This is a genomic window from Pseudomonas sp. UBA2684 (assembly GCA_002354655.1).
In the GTDB taxonomy this organism is placed as follows: domain Bacteria; phylum Pseudomonadota; class Gammaproteobacteria; order Pseudomonadales; family Pseudomonadaceae; genus Aquipseudomonas.
Map to the genome: position 1 here is coordinate 1 of DELY01000049.1, position 17408 is coordinate 17408.

Annotated in this window: 17 protein-coding genes; 10 read left to right on the forward strand and 7 right to left on the reverse strand. The window is 64.9% G+C overall.

What is annotated here, in order from left to right; all coding sequences use genetic code 11:
* Window positions 1-121: 121 nt before the first annotated feature.
* Both B3M58_RS17590 and B3M58_RS17595 read right to left on the reverse strand, forming a co-directional pair.
* Entirely contained in the window at window positions 122-487 is a 366-nt protein-coding gene (locus B3M58_RS17590) for a cupin domain-containing protein (RefSeq protein ID WP_296221058.1), read from the reverse strand.
* A 24-nt stretch (window positions 488-511) separates the two neighbouring features.
* Window positions 512-1849, reverse strand: coding sequence for an aspartate aminotransferase family protein (locus tag B3M58_RS17595; RefSeq protein ID WP_296221059.1), 1338 nt, complete (start codon window positions 1847-1849; stop codon window positions 512-514).
* A 231-nt stretch (window positions 1850-2080) separates the two neighbouring features.
* On the opposite strand from B3M58_RS17595, the gene B3M58_RS17600 reads away from it, so the two are divergent.
* Window positions 2081-3574, forward strand: a complete 1494-nt coding sequence (locus B3M58_RS17600) for an aldehyde dehydrogenase (protein WP_296221060.1) — start codon at window positions 2081-2083, stop codon at window positions 3572-3574.
* A 193-nt stretch (window positions 3575-3767) separates the two neighbouring features.
* Complete coding sequence (locus tag B3M58_RS17605) at window positions 3768-4940, forward strand: MFS transporter (protein ID WP_296221061.1); 1173 nt, start codon at window positions 3768-3770, stop codon at window positions 4938-4940.
* Window positions 4941-5089: 149 nt separating this feature from the next.
* Here B3M58_RS17605 and B3M58_RS17610 read toward each other — a convergent pair whose 3' ends face one another.
* Window positions 5090-6520: a PLP-dependent aminotransferase family protein gene (locus tag B3M58_RS17610; protein ID WP_296221063.1), complete on the reverse strand. Its 1431-nt coding sequence runs from the start codon at window positions 6518-6520 to the stop codon at window positions 5090-5092.
* A gap of 181 nt (window positions 6521-6701) precedes the next feature.
* Here B3M58_RS17610 and B3M58_RS17615 point away from each other — a divergent pair, with 181 nt between their 5' ends.
* On the forward strand, window positions 6702-6944 hold the full coding sequence (locus B3M58_RS17615) for a DUF1127 domain-containing protein (RefSeq protein ID WP_296221065.1): 243 nt from the start codon (window positions 6702-6704) through the stop codon (window positions 6942-6944).
* A gap of 31 nt (window positions 6945-6975) precedes the next feature.
* Here B3M58_RS17615 and B3M58_RS17620 read toward each other — a convergent pair whose 3' ends face one another.
* Window positions 6976-8289 (reverse strand): NAD(P)/FAD-dependent oxidoreductase, encoded by a 1314-nt coding sequence (locus B3M58_RS17620; protein ID WP_296221066.1) that lies wholly within the window; start codon window positions 8287-8289, stop codon window positions 6976-6978.
* A gap of 175 nt (window positions 8290-8464) precedes the next feature.
* On the opposite strand from B3M58_RS17620, the gene B3M58_RS17625 reads away from it, so the two are divergent.
* Window positions 8465-8818, forward strand: a complete 354-nt coding sequence (locus B3M58_RS17625; protein ID WP_296221068.1) for a YkgJ family cysteine cluster protein — start codon at window positions 8465-8467, stop codon at window positions 8816-8818.
* 580 nt (window positions 8819-9398) lie between these two features.
* Here the strand turns inward: B3M58_RS17625 and dadR are convergent.
* Window positions 9399-9887, reverse strand: coding sequence for a transcriptional regulator DadR (gene dadR / locus B3M58_RS17630; RefSeq protein WP_296221071.1), 489 nt, complete (start codon window positions 9885-9887; stop codon window positions 9399-9401).
* 155 nt (window positions 9888-10042) lie between these two features.
* Here dadR and dadA point away from each other — a divergent pair, with 155 nt between their 5' ends.
* The 6 genes from dadA to B3M58_RS17660 all read left to right on the forward strand — a co-directional run bounded on the left by dadA (window position 10043) and on the right by B3M58_RS17660 (window position 16537).
* Entirely contained in the window at window positions 10043-11341 is a 1299-nt protein-coding gene (gene dadA, locus B3M58_RS17635) for a D-amino acid dehydrogenase (protein ID WP_296221072.1), read from the forward strand.
* Window positions 11342-11377: 36 nt separating this feature from the next.
* Window positions 11378-11728: a RidA family protein gene (locus B3M58_RS17640; protein ID WP_296221074.1), complete on the forward strand. Its 351-nt coding sequence runs from the start codon at window positions 11378-11380 to the stop codon at window positions 11726-11728.
* 106 nt (window positions 11729-11834) lie between these two features.
* Entirely contained in the window at window positions 11835-12908 is a 1074-nt protein-coding gene (alr, locus tag B3M58_RS17645; protein WP_296221075.1) for an alanine racemase, read from the forward strand.
* Between the two features lie 103 nt (window positions 12909-13011).
* The gene (locus B3M58_RS17650; RefSeq protein WP_296221076.1) at window positions 13012-13560 is read left to right on the forward strand and encodes a cupin domain-containing protein; all 549 of its coding nucleotides are present in this window, start codon (window positions 13012-13014) and stop codon (window positions 13558-13560) included.
* Window positions 13561-13742: 182 nt separating this feature from the next.
* Window positions 13743-14165 carry a c-type cytochrome gene (locus B3M58_RS17655; RefSeq protein ID WP_296221079.1) on the forward strand — a complete coding sequence of 141 codons (423 nt, stop codon included), beginning with the start codon at window positions 13743-13745 and terminating at the stop codon, window positions 14163-14165.
* Window positions 14166-14404: 239 nt separating this feature from the next.
* Window positions 14405-16537 carry an acetyl-CoA hydrolase/transferase C-terminal domain-containing protein gene (locus B3M58_RS17660; protein ID WP_296221081.1) on the forward strand — a complete coding sequence of 711 codons (2133 nt, stop codon included), beginning with the start codon at window positions 14405-14407 and terminating at the stop codon, window positions 16535-16537.
* 20 nt (window positions 16538-16557) lie between these two features.
* Here the strand turns inward: B3M58_RS17660 and B3M58_RS17665 are convergent, their stop codons facing one another.
* Both B3M58_RS17665 and B3M58_RS17670 read right to left on the reverse strand, forming a co-directional pair.
* On the reverse strand, window positions 16558-17130 hold the full coding sequence (locus B3M58_RS17665) for a xanthine phosphoribosyltransferase (RefSeq protein WP_296221082.1): 573 nt from the start codon (window positions 17128-17130) through the stop codon (window positions 16558-16560).
* Between the two features lie 57 nt (window positions 17131-17187).
* A partial coding sequence (locus tag B3M58_RS17670) for a hypothetical protein (RefSeq protein ID WP_296221084.1) occupies window positions 17188-17408 on the reverse strand: 221 nt, incomplete at its 5' end.

The following is a 17408-nucleotide window of genomic DNA, read 5'->3' on the forward strand; positions in this document are numbered from 1 at the left end:
AGATCTTTCGCGGCTAAAGCCGCTCCCACGTGACGGCGGTCTGCATCAAGACTTAACGGGTACAGAGCCATAAAAAAGCCCGCTCAGCGCGGGCTAAAGGGTGACGCATGAACTCGCGGGGTCAGCGCGCGGCTTGCTCGAAGATCACGTAGACCTTGCGGCAGGCTTCCAGCACTTCCCAGGTGCCGGAGAAGCCGGCTGGGATGACGAAGCGGTCGCCGGCGCGCAGGGTCTTGGCGTTGCCGTCCTGATCGCGCAGCACCGAGACGCCCTGGAGGATTTCGCAGTATTCGTGCTCGGTATAGTTGATCGTCCATTGGCCGACCGCACCTTCCCAGATGCCGGCGTTGAACTGGCCGCAGGGGCTGCCGTAGTGGTTGCGCACGCTTTGCTCGGGGTCGCCCTTGAGGACTTTCTCGGCGGCCGGGCGGTAGTGCTCGGGGGCGGTGCTGGCGTGGGCGAAGTCGACGATCTGTTCGATATTCATCTTGGTTTTTCCGTGATGGGTCGGTTAGCTGGCGGCGCGGATCGAGTCGGCGAGTTTCTCGACCAAGGTGTCGATCTGCGCTTTTTCCACGATCAGCGGCGGCGACATGGCGATGATGTCGCCGGTCACCCGCACCAGCAGGTCGTCTTGGAAACACTGTTCGAACACCTGGAAGCCGCGTTTGCCGGCACCCTGGCTGTTCGGCGCGAGTTGCACGCCGCCGACCAGGCCGATGGCGCGGATGTCGATCACGTTGGGCAGGTCGCGCAGGCTGTGCAGGGCGTCCTGCCAGTAGCCTTCCAGCTCGATGGCCTGGTCGAACAGGCGGTCGCGGGCGTAGATGTCGAGTGTCGCCAGGGCTGCCGCGCAGGCTACCGGGTGGCCGGAGTAGGTGTAGCCGTGGAACAGCTCAATGCCGTCCGGGCCTTGCATAAAGGCCTCATAGATACGTTCGTCGGCGAACACGGCGCCCATCGGGATGGCGCCGTTGGTCAGGCCCTTGGCGCAGGTGATGAGGTCCGGGGTGACGCCCCAGCGCTGGGCGGCGAAGGCCTTGCCGACGCGGCCGAAGCCGGTGATCACTTCGTCGAAGATCAGCAGAATGCCGTGTTTTTTGGTGATTTCGCGCAGGCGTTGCAGGTAGCCCACTGGCGGCAGCACCACGCCGGCCGAGCCAGACAGCGGTTCGACGATCACCGCCGCGATGTTCTCGGCGCCGTGCAGGGCGACCAGGCGCTCCAGCTCGTCGGCTTTGTCGATGCCGAATTCCGGCAGGCCCTTGCTGAAGGCGTTGCGGGCGATATCCAGGGTATGTGGCAGGTGGTCGACGCCGGGCAGTTGCACGGGGAAGGCTTTGCGGTTGTTGACCATGCCGCCGACCGAGATGCCGCCGAAGCCGACGCCGTGGTAGCCCAGCTCGCGGCCGATCAGGCGGGTGCGGGTGCCTTGGCCGATGGCGCGCTGGTAGGCCAGGGCGATCTTCAGTGCGGTGTCGGCCGATTCCGAGCCGGAGTTGGTGAAGAACACCTTGTTCAGGCCCGCCGGGGCGATCTCGGCCAGACGGCTGGCCAGTTCGAACGGCAGCGGGTGACCCATCTGGAAGGTTGGCGCAAAGTCCAGCTTGGCGATCTGCTTGCTCACCGCCTCGGTGATTTCCCGACGACCGTGACCGGCGTTGCAGCACCACAGCCCGGCGGTGCCGTCCAATACCTGGCGGCCGTCGTCGGCGGTGAAGTACATGCCTGCGGCGCTTTCCAGCAGGCGCGGCTTGGCCTTGAACTGGCGGTTGGCGGTGAACGGCATCCAGAAATCGTCGAGGGTGTTGGTTTTTCTGTTCGGTTGCGGGTTGTTATCGGTTGTCATGCTGGTCATCCGGACGCGCGAAGAAAGGGGGCGGTGAACGATTTTGCGCAGTCTATGTTTAATAAAACGAACATGACAAGGGGGTTTTAGTTGCCTCTGTAAAAAATATTGAAAAGGTGCAGCCCTCTGGTTTAGTGTTGCCAGCAGGATTTGGCCGGTAAAGGCCTTGCAGAATTATTGACAGTGCGCGCGTCAAACCCGCGGCACTTTTTACCGATAGAGGATGCTCGCATGACTAGCCTGACTCGCGCCGACTGGGAACAACGCGCCACTGCCCTGAAAATCGAAGGCCGTGCCTTTATTCACGGGGCGTACCGCGCGGCGGCGTCCGGTGCGACCTTCGAGTGCATCAGCCCGGTGGACGGGCGCCTGCTGGCGCTGGTCGCCAGCTGCGACCTGGCCGACGCCGAAGTGGCGGTGCAGGATGCGCGCAAGACCTTCGATTCCGGTGTGTGGTCGCGCCTGGCACCGGTGGCGCGCAAGGACGTGATGATCCGCTTCGCCGAGCTGATCGAGCAGCATGGCGAAGAGCTGGCGCTGCTGGAAACCCTGGACATGGGCAAGCCGATCAGCGACTCGCTGAGCATCGACGTGTCCAGCGCCGCGCGCTCGATCCGCTGGAGCGGCGAGGCGATCGACAAAATTTACGACGAAGTGGCCGCCACCCCGCACAACGAACTGGGCCTGGTGACCCGTGAGCCGATTGGTGTGGTCGCGGCTATCGTGCCGTGGAACTTCCCGCTGCTGATGAGCTGCTGGAAGCTCGGTCCGGCGCTGTCCACCGGCAATTCGGTGATCCTCAAACCGTCGGAAAAATCGCCGCTGACCGCCATTCGTCTGGCGCAACTGGCCATCGAGGCCGGCATCCCGGCCGGGGTGTTCAACGTGCTGCCGGGCTTCGGCCACACCGTGGGTAAGGCGTTGGCCCTGCACATGGACGTCGATACCCTGGTGTTCACCGGTTCGACCAAGATCGCCAAGCAACTGATGGTCTATGCCGGTGAATCGAACATGAAGCGCGTGTGGCTGGAGGCCGGCGGCAAGAGCCCGAACATCGTGTTTGCCGATGCCCCGGACCTACAGGCCGCCGCCGAAGCCGCAGCGGGCGCGATCGCCTTCAACCAGGGCGAGGTGTGTACCGCCGGCTCGCGCCTGCTGGTGGAAAACTCGATCAAAGAACAATTCGTGCCGATGGTGGTCGAGGCGATCAAGGCCTGGAAACCGGGCAACCCGCTGGACCCGGCGACCAACGTCGGCGCGCTGGTCGACACCACCCAGATGAACAACGTGCTGAGCTACATCCAGGCCGGCCACGACGATGGCGCCAAACTGGTGGCCGGCGGCAAGCGCGTGATGGAAGAGACCGGCGGCACCTACGTCGAGCCGACCATCTTTGACGGCGTGGACAACGCCATGCGCATCGCCCGCGAAGAGATCTTCGGCCCGGTGCTCTCGGTGATCGGCTTCGACAATACCGAAGAGGCCGTGGCCATCGCCAACGACACGCCGTACGGGCTGGCCGCTGCGGTATGGACCAGCAACCTGTCGAAAGCCCACCTCACCGCCAAGGCGCTGCGCGCCGGCAGCGTGTGGGTCAACCAGTACGACGGTGGCGACATGACCGCGCCGTTCGGCGGCTTCAAGCAGTCCGGCAACGGCCGCGACAAGTCGCTGCACGCCTTCGACAAGTACACCGAACTGAAAGCCACCTGGATCAAGCTCTGATTTCGGGCGGGTAACCGCCCAACAAGGTCCGCTCTCCAGAAGGAGGGCCGGCTCAAGCAACCTGTCGGACTTGACCGCGGTAGAACAGAGTCAAGTCCGACAGGCTGCTGATAGCCACACCTGCGGCCGGGTTTCCTTGGGAAACCCGGCCGTTTTGTTTTGTCTCACGGCCACGACAAAAAGGAGTCTGGCAATGCGGTGGGGTACCTATTTTGCGGTCTGTGCGGCGGTCATCAGCATCGGTCTGGCGCTGGGCGTGACCATGCCGCTGGTGTCGTTGCGCCTGGAGAGCTGGGGCTACGACTCCTTCGCCATCGGGGTGATGGCGGCGACTCCGGCGGTGGGCGTGTTGCTCGGCGCGTCGCTGGCCGGCCGCTTGGCCGCGCGCCTGGGCACCACCCGGTTGATGCAGCTGTGCCTGCTGGCGGGCGCGCTGTCCGTGGGGCTGCTGGCGCTGGTGCAGAGCTATGCGGTGTGGCTGCTGTTGCGCCTGCTGATCGGCGTGGCGTTGACCGTGGTGTTTATCCTCGGCGAAAGCTGGATCAACCAGTTGGCCGTGGAGAAGTGGCGCGGGCGCCTGGTGGCGCTGTATGGCACCGGCTATGCGCTGAGCCAGCTGTGTGGGCCGCTGTTGCTGACCGCCCTGGGCACCAGCAGCGACCTGGGTTTCTGGACCGGCGTCGGCCTGCTGATCGGCGGTTCGTTGATCCTCTTGGGCCGCACCGGCGCGCCCAGGGTCGATGCGCGCAGTGCTTCGGGGCGTGGCCTGCCGGCGTTCTGCCGCAAGCTGCCGGCGATTGCCTGGGCGGTGATGCTGTTCGCCGCGTTCGAGGCGATGATGCTGACCCTGTTGCCGATCTACGGCCTGCGCCAGGGCTTTACCCAGGAGGTCGCGCTGTTCATGGTCAGCGTGGTGGTGGTGGGCGATGCCGCCCTGCAATTGCCGATTGGCCTGCTGGCGGATCGCATGTCGCGGCGCACCCTGTTCCGTGGCTGCGGGGTGATTCTGCTGGGTTCCAGCCTGGCGATTCCGCTGCTGTTGCACACGCCGCTGATCTGGCCGGTGCTGGTGCTGTTCGGCGCCAGCGCCGGCGGGCTGTTCACCCTGTCGCTGATCCTGATCGGCGAGCGTTACCGCGACGACGCGCTGGTGCGCGCCAACGCCCACGTCGCGCAGTTGTGGGGCCTGGGCTGCCTGATCGGCCCGCTGGCCACCGGCGCGGTCAGCCAGTGGGTCAGCGGTCATGCCCTGCCGCTGCTGATGGCCCTCGGCGCGGCGATTTTTGTGGTGCTGGCCTGGCGGGGGACGGAGTTTGCCGAGCCGCTCGGCACCGTCGCGTCGACCGGCTCGGCGCGCGGCGACTAGGGGCGTGTCACGTTTGCGTAGGCGCCGGGCGCTTGGTGGGTTACGCGGCGCGCCATGAGGGTGGTGCCTGTCGCTCAGCACTTGGCGCCGCTAACCTGCGCGGCCCGACCCACCCTACAGGGTTTCGACATTTCATGATTGTCGCGCCACTAGTACGGTGGGTTCAGCTCCGCGAGCAACTGGGCGACGCACTCGCCGACCCGGCGCACCGCGTCCTCAAGCGGCGCGCTGGGCTTGACCGCATAGTTGATGCGCAAGCAGTTGCGGTACTTGCCCGCCGCGGAAAAGATGCTGCCCGGAGCGATTTGTACCTTGTGCGGCAGCAGCAGGCGGTTCAGCCGCTGGCTGTCGAAGCCGGCCGGCAATTCGATCCAGAGCATGAAGCCGCCACGCGGCTGGCTGACCCGGGTGCCGGCCGGGAAATAGCGGCTGACCCAGTCGACCATCTGCTCCAGGCCGCGCGCGTACTGGTTGCGCATGCGCCGCAGGTGCGGCTCGTAATAGCCACCTTCGATGAACTCGGCCAGCGCCAGTTGCGGCAGCTGGGTGCTCATGCCGGTGCCGATGTACTTCAGGTGCAGCACCTGCTGCTGGTAGCGCCCCGGGGCGATCCAGCCGATCCGCAGGCCGGGCGCCAGGGTCTTGGAGAACGAGCTGCAGAGCAGCACGCGGCCGTCGTCGTCATAGGACTTGATGCTGCGCGGGCGCGGGTAGGTGTAGGCCAGCTCGCCGTAGACATCGTCTTCGATGATCGCCACGTCATAGCGTTGTGCGAGGGCCAGCAGCGCGCGCTTGTTGGCCTCCGGCATGATGTAGCCGAGCGGGTTGTTGCAGTTCGGGGTGAGCTGGATGGCCTTGATCGGCCATTGCTCCAGGGCCAGTTCCAGGGCCTCCAGGCTGATCCCGCTGAGCGGATCGGTGGGCAGTTCCAGGGCTTTCATGCCGAAGCCCTTGAGCGCCTGCATCACGCCGTGGAAGCTCGGCGAGTCGACCGCGACGATATCGCCCGGTTGGCACACCGCGCGGATGGCCGACGACAGCGCTTCGTGGCAGCCGGTGGTGATGACGATGTCCTGGTAGGGGATCTGGCAGCCGGAGTCGAGCATCAGCCGCGACACCTGCTGGCGCAGACCGGGGTCGCCATGCAGGCAGCCATAGCTCAGCTCTTTGAGCTCCTGGCGGCGGCTCAGGCGCGAGAGGGTGCGCAGCAAGGGTTTCAGGGTCGGGCTGCTGATGTCGGGCATACCGCGGCCCAACTGTATGACATCGCCGCCGGGGGCGATGCTGATCAGCTCCAGCACCTGGTCCCACTGCGACACCTCCACCGGCCGTTGCGCCGCGCGGCTGACCATCGGTAGCTGCGGCTTTTCCCGGGCAATTGGCACGAAATAACCGGACTTCGGCCGTGGCGTGGCCAGGCCCTGGTCTTCCAGGTGGCGGTAGGCCTGCTGCACCGTGCTCAGGCTGACGCCGTGTTCCAGGCTCAGCGCGCGCACCGACGGCAAACGGTCGCCGGGACGGTACAGGCCTTGCTCGATGCGCGCGCCGAGCTGGTCGGCGAGGTTGACGTAGAGGGTCATGACAGTTGCCCGTGGAGGATGCTTGCTACCCAGTGAACCAGTACAGATTCGTTGAAAATCCTTGATTCAGCCGATTAAGGTCGAATCTGTATGGAGTTAATAAGATATTTTTGAATCTGTCATGCTTTTTTGCCGAGGCTCATCATGATCTCCCAACGTGCTTTCGCGCAGGAGAAAGGTGATGAACGGGCTTGGCGATGCAAGGCTGACACTGGTGGCTCAAGAACTGGCGGACAGTGCCCGGGTGGCGGTGGCAAGCCGCCGTCCGGCGCAGGCGCCAGGTGAGTCGCGTTGGTTGCTGTTCTGGCGCCGGCTGCATACCCGCCGGGCGCTGCTCAGGCTGACCGATGCGCAGTTGCGCGACATCGGCCTGACCCGCGGCGAGGCCAACCGCGAAGCCTTGCGGCCGTTCTGGACCTGCTGACGCAGGCGCTGCCGGCCAGCGCCGGCAGCCGTTACAGCAGCTCTTTCAGGCGGTGCCAGGCCATGCCCATGGCCAGCAGCGGCGAGCGCAGGTACTTGCCGCCGGGGAAGGTCATGTGCGGCACCCGGGCGAACAGGTCGAAGCCACGGCTCTCCTGGCCGGCGATGGCCTCGCCGAGCAGCTTGCCGGCCAGGTGCGTGGCGTTGACCCCGTGGCCGGAGTAGGCCTGGGCGTAGAACACGTTGGCCTGGTCCTTGAGGCGGCCGATCTGCGGCAAGCGGTTGGCGCCAATGCCGATCATCCCACCCCACTGGTAGTCGATCTTCACGTCCGTCAGGTGCGGGAAGACTTCCAGCATTTTCGGCCGCATATAGCCGGCGATGTCCGCTGGATCGCGCCCGGAATAGTGACAGGCGCCGCCGAACAGCAGGCGCCGGTCGGCGGACAGGCGGTAGTAATCCAGGGCTACGCGCTGGTCGCATAGCGCCATGTTCTGCGGAATGATCGCCCGTGCTTCGGCTTCGGCAAGCGGTTCGGTGGCGATGATGTAGCTGCCGGCCGGTAACACCTTGCCGCCCAGGGTCGGGTTGAGGTCGCCCAGGTAGGCGTTGCAGCCGAGCACCAGGTTGGTCGCGCGCACCACGCCCTGGGCGGTGTGCACCTTGACCTGCGGGCCATAGTCGATGCGTGTCACGGCCGAATCCTCGAACAGCTGCACGCCCAGCGCCTGCGCCGCCGCGGCTTCACCGAGGGCCAGGTTGAGCGGGTGCAGATGGCCGGAGCCCATGTCGATCAGGCCGCCGACGTACCGGTTCGAGCCGACCACTTCGTGCATTTGTTGCGGTTGCAGCAGGCGTAACTCGTGGCGGTAGCCGAGGCTGCGCAGTTCGGCGGCGTCTTCGGCGAAGCCGGCGAGGTCGCGCGGCTTATTGGCCAGGTCGCAGTAGCCCCAGGTCAGGTCGCAGTCGATATTGAACTGTGCAACCCGACGACGGACGATCTCCACCGCCTCCAGGCCCATCAGTTTCAGCTCGCGCACCCCGTCGGCGCCGATCACCGGCTCGAACTGCTCGACACCGTGGCCGACCCCGCGAATCAGTTGCCCGCCATTGCGCCCGCTGGCGCCCCAGCCGATCTTGTGCGCTTCCAGCAGCACCACCGAGAAGCCTTTCTGCGCCAGCTCGATGGCGCTGTTCAGCCCGGAAAAGCCGCCGCCGACAATGCATACGTCGGCGCGCACCTCGCCGCGCAGAGGCGGGTAGGCCAGTTGGCGATTGCAACTGGCGGCGTAGTAGGAAGCGGCGTGCTGGGGGCTGTGAACCGGCTGGTGAACGCGGGCGTTCATGTGTGGAATCCTGATTATTGTGTTTGGAAAATTTTACGCAGGATAAGCGCGAGCTTGGCTTGTCGCCAAGGGGGCGCTGCAAAAAACTGTACTTGCGTCGGCATATACGGCGCTCCAGCGCTTTCGGCTGGCGGGCAAGGGTAAGATGCGCGGGATTTCTCCAGGACGCCGCCCAATGAGTTGCACCCGCCGCAAGATCGACCACCTGCGTTTGCAGATTCCGCGTTTCGACTGCGTACCCGGTTGCCACGATTGCTGCGGCCCGGTGACGGCCTCGTCCGAAGAGATGTCGCGGTTGCCGCGCAAGAGCACCGCCGAGCAGGCGGCCGCGCTGGCCGAGTACAACTGCGTGCACCTCGGCCCGCAAGGCTGCCAGGTGTACGGCCAGCGGCCGCTGATCTGCCGCCTGTTCGGCACCACCGCCAGCTTGCCGTGCCCGCGCGGCCAGGGCCCGGAGCAGATGACCGACGTGGCGGTGGAAAAACAGGTGCACCAACTGATCGCCAGCACCCGCCAGGTGCTGGTGTAGTCGGACACGCATTGCTCTACCTGTAGGGCGGACATGCCGCCAGGCTTGTCCGCCTTGGTTTGCCGCCGGTGGACAAGGCTGCGCCATGTCCACCCTACGACGGCCTCGTTGGGCTTCGGCGCTGGGCGCCTCAACACCAACCGACGTGCTGGTGTAGTCGGACACGGATTGCTCTATCTGTAGGGCGGAGATGCCGCCAGGCTTGTCCGCCTTGGTTTGCCGCTGGCGGACAAGGCTGCGCCATGTCCACCCTACGACGGCCTCGTTGGGCTTCGGCGCTGCGCGCCTCAACACCAACCGACGTGCTGGTGTAGTCGGATACGGATTGCTCTACCTGTAGGGCGGAGATGCCGCCAGGCTTGTCCGCCTTGGTTTGCCGCCGCGGACAAGGCTGCGCCATGTCCACCCTACGACGGCCTCGTTGGGCTTCGGCGCTACGCGCCTCAACACCAACCGACGTGCTGGTGTAGTCGGACACGGATTGCTCTACCTGTAGGGCGGACATGCCGCCAGGCTTGTCCGCCTTGCTTTGCCGCCGCGGACAAGGCTGCGCCATGTCCGCCACGACTGCCTCGTTGGGCTAGTCGGCAATCGGCAGGCTCAGGCTTTCTTTGACTTCTTCCATGACGATGTAGCTCTTCGATTCGCGCACATGCGGCAGCTTGAGCAGGATGTCGCCGAGCAGTTTGCGGTAGCTGGCCATCTCGTTGATCCGCGCTTTCACCAGGTAGTCGAAGTCGCCGGACACCAGGTGGCATTCGAGCACATGCGGCAGCTTGAGCACGGCGCGGCGGAATTCCTCGAAGGTATCGCCGGACTTGTAGTCCAGGCTGATCTCGACGAATACCAGCAGACTGGCTTTGAGGTTCTGCGGGTTGAGGCGGGCGTGGTAGCCCATGATGATGCCTTCGCGCTCCAGGCGGCGTACCCGCTCGGTGCACGGCGTGGTCGACAGGCCGACGCGCTCGCCCAGCTCGGTGAAGCTGATGCGCCCATCTTCTTGCAGGATGCGCAGGATATTGCGGTCGATTTTATCCAGTTCGCGACGGCTCTGATGTTGGGTGCGCATGGGGGATGCCCCTCCGTGAAAGCGATTTTTGCCGAGAATTCTCGCCAAATATAGGCCTACATATAGTGAAAAGCACTAGGCCTGGCTTCTTATACTGCGCCCATCGTCTCTCAAGCTAACAAACGCCAGTGCATCGTCGCGGCGAGGAGAAAAACATGCGGGTTCTGGTGCTGGGCAGTGGTGTGATTGGTACGGCCAGTGCGTACTACTTGGCGCGCCAGGGCTTCGAAGTGGTGGTGGTCGACCGGCAGAACGCTCCGGCCCTGGAAACCAGTTTCGCCAACGCCGGCCAGGTCTCGCCGGGCTATGCCTCGCCGTGGGCCGCGCCGGGCGTGCCGCTGAAAGCCATCAAGTGGTTGCTGCAAAAGCACGCACCGCTGGCGATCAAGGCCACCGCCGATATCGACCAATACCTGTGGATGGCGCAGATGCTGCGCAACTGCACCGCCAGCCGTTACGCGGTGAACAAGGAGCGCATGGTGCGCCTGTCCGAGTACAGCCGCGACTGCCTCGACGAACTGCGCGCGGAAACCGGTATCGCCTACGAGGGCCGTAGCCTGGGCACCACCCAGCTGTTCCGCACCCAGGCGCAGTTGGACAACGCCGCCAAGGACATCGCCGTGCTCCAGCAGTCCGGCGTGCCCTATGAATTGCTCGACCGCGCCGGCATCGCCCGCGTCGAACCGGCCCTGGCGTCGGTCACCGGCAAGCTGGCCGGCGCATTGCGTCTGCCAAACGACCAGACCGGCGATTGCCAGATGTTCACCCACAAGCTGGCCGAAATGGCGCAGAAACTGGGCGTCGAATTTCGCTTCGGCCAGAACATCCAGCGCCTGGATTGCGCCGGCGACCGCATCAACGGGGTGTGGATCGATGGCAAGCTGGAAACTGCGGATCGCTACGTTCTTGCGCTCGGCAGCTTCAGCCCGCAATTGCTCAAGCCGTTGGGCATCCGCGCGCCGGTGTACCCGCTCAAGGGCTACTCGCTGACCGTGCCGATCAGCAATGCCGCCATGGCGCCGAGCTCGACCATTCTCGATGAGACCTACAAGGTCGCCATCACCCGTTTCGACAAGCGCATCCGCGTCGGCGGCATGGCGGAAATCGCCGGTTTCGACCTGAGCCTCAACCCGCGTCGCCGCGCAACCCTGGAAATGATCACCGCCGATCTCTACCCGCAAGGCGGCGACCTGACCCAGGCCGAGTTCTGGACCGGCCTGCGCCCGGCCACCCCGGATGGCACGCCGATTGTCGGCGCCACTGGCATGCGTAACCTGTTCCTCAATACCGGTCACGGCACCCTGGGCTGGACCATGGCCTGCGGCTCCGGGCGTTTCCTCGCCGACCTGATGGCATCGAGGCGCCCGCAGATCAGTGCCGAGGGCCTGGATATTTCACGTTACTCGCGGCGGCGCAGCGAAGTATCGGCTGCGCCGCAGCCGGTGCGTACCTGATAGGCTTTGCGCCCCCGTTTTCCAGGAGATTCCGTTATGCCGATCCAGCGCCTGCATGTGGAAAAACGCTACAGCGAAGTGGTTATCCACAACGGCACCGTGTACCTCGCCGGCCAGTTGGCTGACGACTACAGCGGCGACATCCGCCAGCAGACCCGTGAAACCCTGGCCAATATCGACCGCATGCTGGCCGAGGCCGGCAGCGACAAGACCCGCATCCTCTCCGTGACCATCTACCTCAAGGACATGGCCGCCCACTACGACGGCCTCAATGCCGAGTACGACGCCTGGGTCGCCGAGGGCGCCGCGGCGGCCCGTGCCTGCGTCGAGGCGAAGCTGTACCGGCCCGAGGTGCTGGTGGAAATGATGGTGGTGGCGGCGCTCTGAGCGGCGCCCCCGAGGGTGGGCTCCGGCCCACCAGCCGCATCCAATAACTGCGCCTGATCGCCCGCCCGGCGCCTGCGCCCCGATACGCCTGAAACCTGAGAAAACCATGCGTCCCGCCCGTGCCCTGATCGATCTGCAAGCCCTGCGTCACAACTACCGACTGGCCCGTGAAGTCAGCGGCGCCAAGGCGCTCGCGGTGATCAAGGCGGACGCCTACGGGCATGGCGCGGTGCGCTGCGCGCAGGCGCTGGCAGGCGAAGCCGATGGCTTCGCCGTGGCCTGCATCGAGGAGGCGCTGCAACTGCGCGCCGCCAGCATCGCGGCGCCGATCCTGCTGCTGGAAGGTTTCTTCGAGGCCGACGAGCTGGCGCTGATCGAGCAGCACAACCTGTGGTGCGTGGTGCATTCGCTGTGGCAGCTGGAGGCCATCGAGCGCGCGGCCCTGCGCACGCCGCTGACCGTCTGGCTGAAACTGGACAGCGGCATGCACCGCGTCGGCCTGCACCCGGACGATTACCAGGCGGCCTATCGACGCTTATTGGCCAGCGGCAAGGTGGCGAAAATCGTGCTGATGAGCCACTTCGCCCGTGCCGACGAGCTGGATTGTCCGCGCAGCGTCGAACAACTGGCGCTGTTCGAGCAGGCCCGGCAAGGCTTGGTCGCCGAAGTCAGTCTGCGCAACTCGCCGGCCGTACTCGGTTGGCCACAGGTGCCCAGCGATTGGGTGCGCCCCGGCATCATGCTCTACGGCGCCACCCCGTTTGAGCAGGCGCAGGCCCTGGCCGCGCAGCTCAAACCGGTGATGAGCCTGGAATCGACAGTCATCAGCGTGCGCGAACTGCCGGCCGGCGAGCCGGTCGGTTACGGCGCACGCTTCATGACCGAGCGGCCGACCCGCGTCGGCGTGGTCGCCATGGGCTATGCCGACGGCTACCCACGGCATGCGCCGAGCGGTACGCCGGTGCTGATCGACGGCCAGCCGAGCCGGCTGATCGGTCGTGTGTCGATGGACATGCTCACCGTCGACCTCAGCGAGCTGCCGGCCGCCGGCCTCGGCAGTCGCGTCGAGTTGTGGGGCAAAACCCTCCTCGCCAGCGACGTAGCCGCCCACGCCGGGACCATTCCCTACCAGCTGTTTTGCAACCTGCGCCGCGTGCCGCTGCTCTATTCCGAGGGCTGAGCGACAGGCCGAAGAGGATTTGCAACCAAGGTGTTGTAAATACTGAACGCTGTTGCCATGATACGGGCACTTTTTCCGTATCTTCCCGAGGGGGACTCCAGCATTGGACGTCGGTGTTCGACTGCAATCCATTCGCAAGCTCAAAGGCCTTTCCCAGCGTGAACTCGCCAAGCGGGCGGGCGTCACCAACAGCACCATTTCGATGATCGAGAAGAACAGCGTGAGCCCCTCGATCAGTTCGTTGAAGAAGGTGTTGGCGGGTATTCCCATGTCCCTGGTGGAGTTCTTCTCCCTGGAAGTGGAGCAGGACAACCCCACTCAAGTCGTCTACAAGGCAGGCGAGTTGATCGATATTTCCGACGGCGCGGTGACCATGAAACTGGTCGGCAAGGCTCATCCCAGCCGCGCCATCGCGTTTCTTTCGGAAACCTACCCGCCGGGCGCCGATACCGGCGACGAGATGCTTACCCATGAAGGCGAAGAGGCCGGCATGCTGGTCGAAGGTCGTCTGGAGCTGACGGTCGGCAGCGAGGCCTATGTGCTCGAAACCGGCGACAGCTACTACTTCGAAAGCAGCAAGCCGCATCGCTTCCGTAATCCGTTCGATGCGCCGGCAAAACTGATCAGCGCAACCACACCGGCGAACTTCTGATCGGTACCGCTGATTCGCTCGGGTAAGCCGCACCGCTTAGCGTGCGGCCGTCCCTGCAACCGCTGCGGCCAATAACCCTGCGACAATCTGGGTTGTTTCGGCTTGGCGGGCTTCTCGTTATACTGTCGCCCGCTCGCGAAACCGTGGCCGCGGGCGTGACTAGCCACGATGAGGGTGTACGCGTGAACCTAATTAAGAAGATGCTGGTAGCACCGGCTGCCGTATTGGCCCTGTGGGCAGTGACTGCTCAGGCCACGACCGACGAAGCGATTGCCGAGCGTTTGAAACCGGTCGGTGAAGTCTGCGTGATGGGCGAAGAGTGCAAAGGCGTTGGCGCCGTTGCCGCCGTCGCTGGCGGTGGTGCTCGTACCGCCGACGACATCATTACCAAGCACTGTGGCGCATGCCACACTCCAGGCATCCTGGGGGCGCCGAAGATTGGCGACACCGCTGCCTGGAAAGCCCGTGCGGACAAGGAAGGCGGCCTGGACGCAATCCTCAAAACCGCGATTGCGGGCATCAACGCCATGCCGCCGAAAGGCACCTGCGCCGACTGCTCGGATGACGAGCTGCGTGAAGCAATCCAGAAGATGTCGGGCCTGTAACACGACTCTGCTGTGAAAAAGCCGCCTTCGGGCGGCTTTTTGCGTTTTCCGCGACGCGTTGCAGCAACACGCGGACCGTTGTAGTCCAAGCTGATTCGCCAGGAGGCCGTGTGTAACGCCGCACACCAGGTTTGTGGGAGGGGCTTTAGCCGCGATATGTCAGCGCCCTCAAGGTCAATCGCGGCTAAAGCCCCTCCAAGCGACAGACTATTCGCGTAGAGACCGCTCAGGAGAGTCGCATGCCAACGCTGTGTTCCATCGAGCAAGCCGTCGAGCGCATCTTGCGCGACATCGACGGGCCGATTCACCTGGGTTTGCCGCTGGGCCTGGGCAAACCGAACCGCTGGGTGAATGCACTGTATGCGCGGATCAAGCAGCTGCCTGAGCGGCAGCTGACCATCTACACCGCCTTGTGCCTGGGGCGCCCGCGGGCGGCTCAGGGCCTGCAACAGCGCTTTCTCGAGCCCTTCGTCGAGCGCATCTACGGCGACTACCCCGAGCTGGCGTTTCTCGCCGACCTGCACAGCGACAGCCTGCCGGCCAACGTACGCATCGAGCAGTTCTTCCTCCAGCCCGGCAGCCTGCTCGACAGCCCGCCGGCGCAGCAGGATTACATCAGCAGCAACTACAGCCACGTCGCCCGCGACCTCAACGACAAGGGCCTCAACCTGCTCGCCCAGTTGGTCGCCGTCGATGCACAGCATCCGCAGCACTTCAGTTTGAGCTGCAACCCGGATATCACCCTCGACCTGCTGCCGTTGCTGGCAACCCGCCGCGCGGCGGGGGCAACCATCCTCTGTCTGGCCCAGGTGCACAGCGCCTTGCCCTACATGGCCGGCGCGGCGCAGGTGCCGCGCGAGACCTTCGACCTGCAACTGCTCGAAGAAGAGCGCAGCACGCTGTTTTCCACGCCGAACATGCCGGTGGCGGTGCAGGACCACTGCATTGGCCTGCATGCCAGCACCCTGGTGCGCGACGGCGGCACCTTGCAGATTGGCATCGGTGCGATGGGCGATGCGCTGACTGCGGCACTGCTCGCCCGGCAAGGCGACAACCCCGGTTACCGCGCGCTGCTGGCGCAGTTGCAGGGCACCGCCTGGGCTGCCGAGATTGCCAAGACCGGTGGCCTGGCGCCGTTTGCCGCCGGTCTGTACGGCTGCAGCGAGATGTTTGTCAGCGGCTTGCTGGCGCTGGCCGAGGCCGGCGTATTGCGCCGCGCGGTATACCCCGAGTTGCGCGTGCAGCAGCTGGCGCTGGCCGGGGCCCTGGACGAACAGGGCCGGCCGTACAGCGTGCAGGCCTTGCTCGACGCCGGCCTGGCGCCCGCTGTCGATGCGCCGGCGCTGGCCTGGTTGCACGCCAGCGGTTTACTCGCCGCGCAGGTGCAACTGGCGGGCGATCGACTGCAGCTGCCGGATGGCCTGCAGGTGCCGGCCGCGTTAAGCGAACCGCAGACCCAGCAGGCCTTGCAGGCGCATCTGCGGCCCGCCGTGGGCGGCGTGCTGCTGCACGGCGGCTTCTTCCTCGGCCCGCAGGCCTTCTACCAGCGCTTGCGCGAACTGGACGCGGCGCAGCTCGCGCGGTTTGGCATGACCGGCATCTGCTTTATCAACGAGCTGCACGGCGAGGAGCAACTCAAGCGCTTGCAGCGCCGCGATGCGCGGTTTATCAACAGCGCGTTCACCATCACCCTGCTCGGCGCCGGGGTGGCCGATCAACTGGAAGACGGGCGCGTGCTCAGTGGCGTCGGCGGGCAGTACAACTTCGTCGCCCAGGCGCATGCCCTGCACGACGCGCGCTCGATTCTACTGCTGCGCAGCTGGCGCGAATCTGCTGGCCAGGTCAGTTCGAACATCGTCTGGGAGTATGGCCACGTCACCATTCCCCGGCACCTGCGGGACATGGTGGTGACCGAGTACGGCATCGCCGACCTGCGTGGCAAGACCGATGCACAGGTGATCGAGGCGTTGCTCGCGATCAGCGACTCGCGCTTTCAGCTCGGCTTGATCGAGCAGGCGCAGCGCGCCGGCAAACTGCCCAGGGATTTCCAGCTCGAACCACGGTTTTGCGATAACCGTCCCGAGCGCTTGCAGGCGTTGCGCGCCGAGCATCCGGCGTTGTTCGCCGAATACCCATTGGGCAGCGATTTCAGCTGCGAGGAGCGCGAGTTGTTGCGTGCGCTGAACTGGCTGAAAAGCAAATTCAAGCTCACCGAGCTCTTCGAGTTGGGCAAGGCCACGCTGGATGCGCCGGCCGCACAGGCGTTCCCCCGGCATGTGGCGCGCATGGGCCTGGACGAGCCGGCCGGGCTGCGCGAGGAGCTCTACCAGCGCCTGCTGCTGGCCGGGTTGCAGGCGACGGCAGCGCGCTGAGGCTCCGCCGTCCGGGTCGGTTATTCCAAGAAGCTGACGTGGCCGTCTTGCAGCGAGCTGATTCGCGCCAGCGACTCGACCCGATAACCCTGGGCATCCAGTTCGGCGCGGCCGTTCTGGAAGGACTTCTCGATCACCACGCCGATCCCGGCGATGCTCGCACCGGCCTGGCCGATCAGGTCGATCAGGGCTTTGGCGGCGTGGCCGTTGGCGAGGAAGTCGTCGACCAGCAGCACGTGGTCGGCGGCCGTCAGGTGCTTGGCGGCAATCGCCAGGGTACTTTCGGTCTGCTTGGTGAAGGAAAACACCTTGGAGATATACAGGTTGTCCTTGAGCGTCAGCGACTGATACTTGCGCGCAAAAATCACCGGCACGCCCAGCTCCAGGCCGGCCATCACCGCCGGGGCGATGCCCGAGGCTTCGATGGTGACGATCTTGGTGATGCCTTGGCCGGCGAAGCGCAGGGCAAACTCGTGGCCGATCTGCTGCATCAGTCGCGGGTCGATCTGGTGATTGAGAAAGGCATCGACCTTGAGCACCTGCTCCGAGAGCACGGTGCCTTCATCGCGAATCTTCTGTTTTAGCGCTTCCACGCGGTTACCCTCATTAAGTGATGTGCTACCCGCTCTGTGTCGGGCTACTGAACAAGCCTATTTCTTTATGGCCTGCCATCCCTGGCGGCCCCCCCTGCGGGCCATCGCCAGCGACGTTAAAAATAGCTCCCGGCTATTTTTTGGCTCTGTACCGGTTAACTGTTGATGCAGACCGCCGTCACGTGGGAGCGGCTTTAGCCGCGAAATATCTTCAGTTTTCAAAGATTTTCGCGGATAAATCCGCTCCCACAACAGCGCGGCTTCTCCTGCAACACGTC

Bases quoted from the DNA above. Each gene is read 5' to 3' on its own strand.
- B3M58_RS17590 (WP_296221058.1), bottom strand. From the start codon at position 487: ATGAATATCGAACAGATCGTCGACTTCGCCCACGCCAGCACCGCCCCC.
- B3M58_RS17595 (WP_296221059.1), bottom strand. From the start codon at position 1,849: ATGACAACCGATAACAACCCGCAACCGAACAGAAAAACCAACACCCTC.
- B3M58_RS17600 (WP_296221060.1), top strand. From the start codon at position 2,081: ATGACTAGCCTGACTCGCGCCGACTGGGAACAACGCGCCACTGCCCTG.
- B3M58_RS17605 (WP_296221061.1), top strand. From the start codon at position 3,768: ATGCGGTGGGGTACCTATTTTGCGGTCTGTGCGGCGGTCATCAGCATC.
- B3M58_RS17610 (WP_296221063.1), bottom strand. From the start codon at position 6,520: ATGACCCTCTACGTCAACCTCGCCGACCAGCTCGGCGCGCGCATCGAG.
- B3M58_RS17615 (WP_296221065.1), top strand. From the start codon at position 6,702: ATGAACGGGCTTGGCGATGCAAGGCTGACACTGGTGGCTCAAGAACTG.
- B3M58_RS17620 (WP_296221066.1), bottom strand. From the start codon at position 8,289: ATGAACGCCCGCGTTCACCAGCCGGTTCACAGCCCCCAGCACGCCGCT.
- B3M58_RS17625 (WP_296221068.1), top strand. From the start codon at position 8,465: ATGAGTTGCACCCGCCGCAAGATCGACCACCTGCGTTTGCAGATTCCG.
- dadR (WP_296221071.1), bottom strand. From the start codon at position 9,887: ATGCGCACCCAACATCAGAGCCGTCGCGAACTGGATAAAATCGACCGC.
- dadA (WP_296221072.1), top strand. From the start codon at position 10,043: ATGCGGGTTCTGGTGCTGGGCAGTGGTGTGATTGGTACGGCCAGTGCG.
- B3M58_RS17640 (WP_296221074.1), top strand. From the start codon at position 11,378: ATGCCGATCCAGCGCCTGCATGTGGAAAAACGCTACAGCGAAGTGGTT.
- alr (WP_296221075.1), top strand. From the start codon at position 11,835: ATGCGTCCCGCCCGTGCCCTGATCGATCTGCAAGCCCTGCGTCACAAC.
- B3M58_RS17660 (WP_296221081.1), top strand. From the start codon at position 14,405: ATGCCAACGCTGTGTTCCATCGAGCAAGCCGTCGAGCGCATCTTGCGC.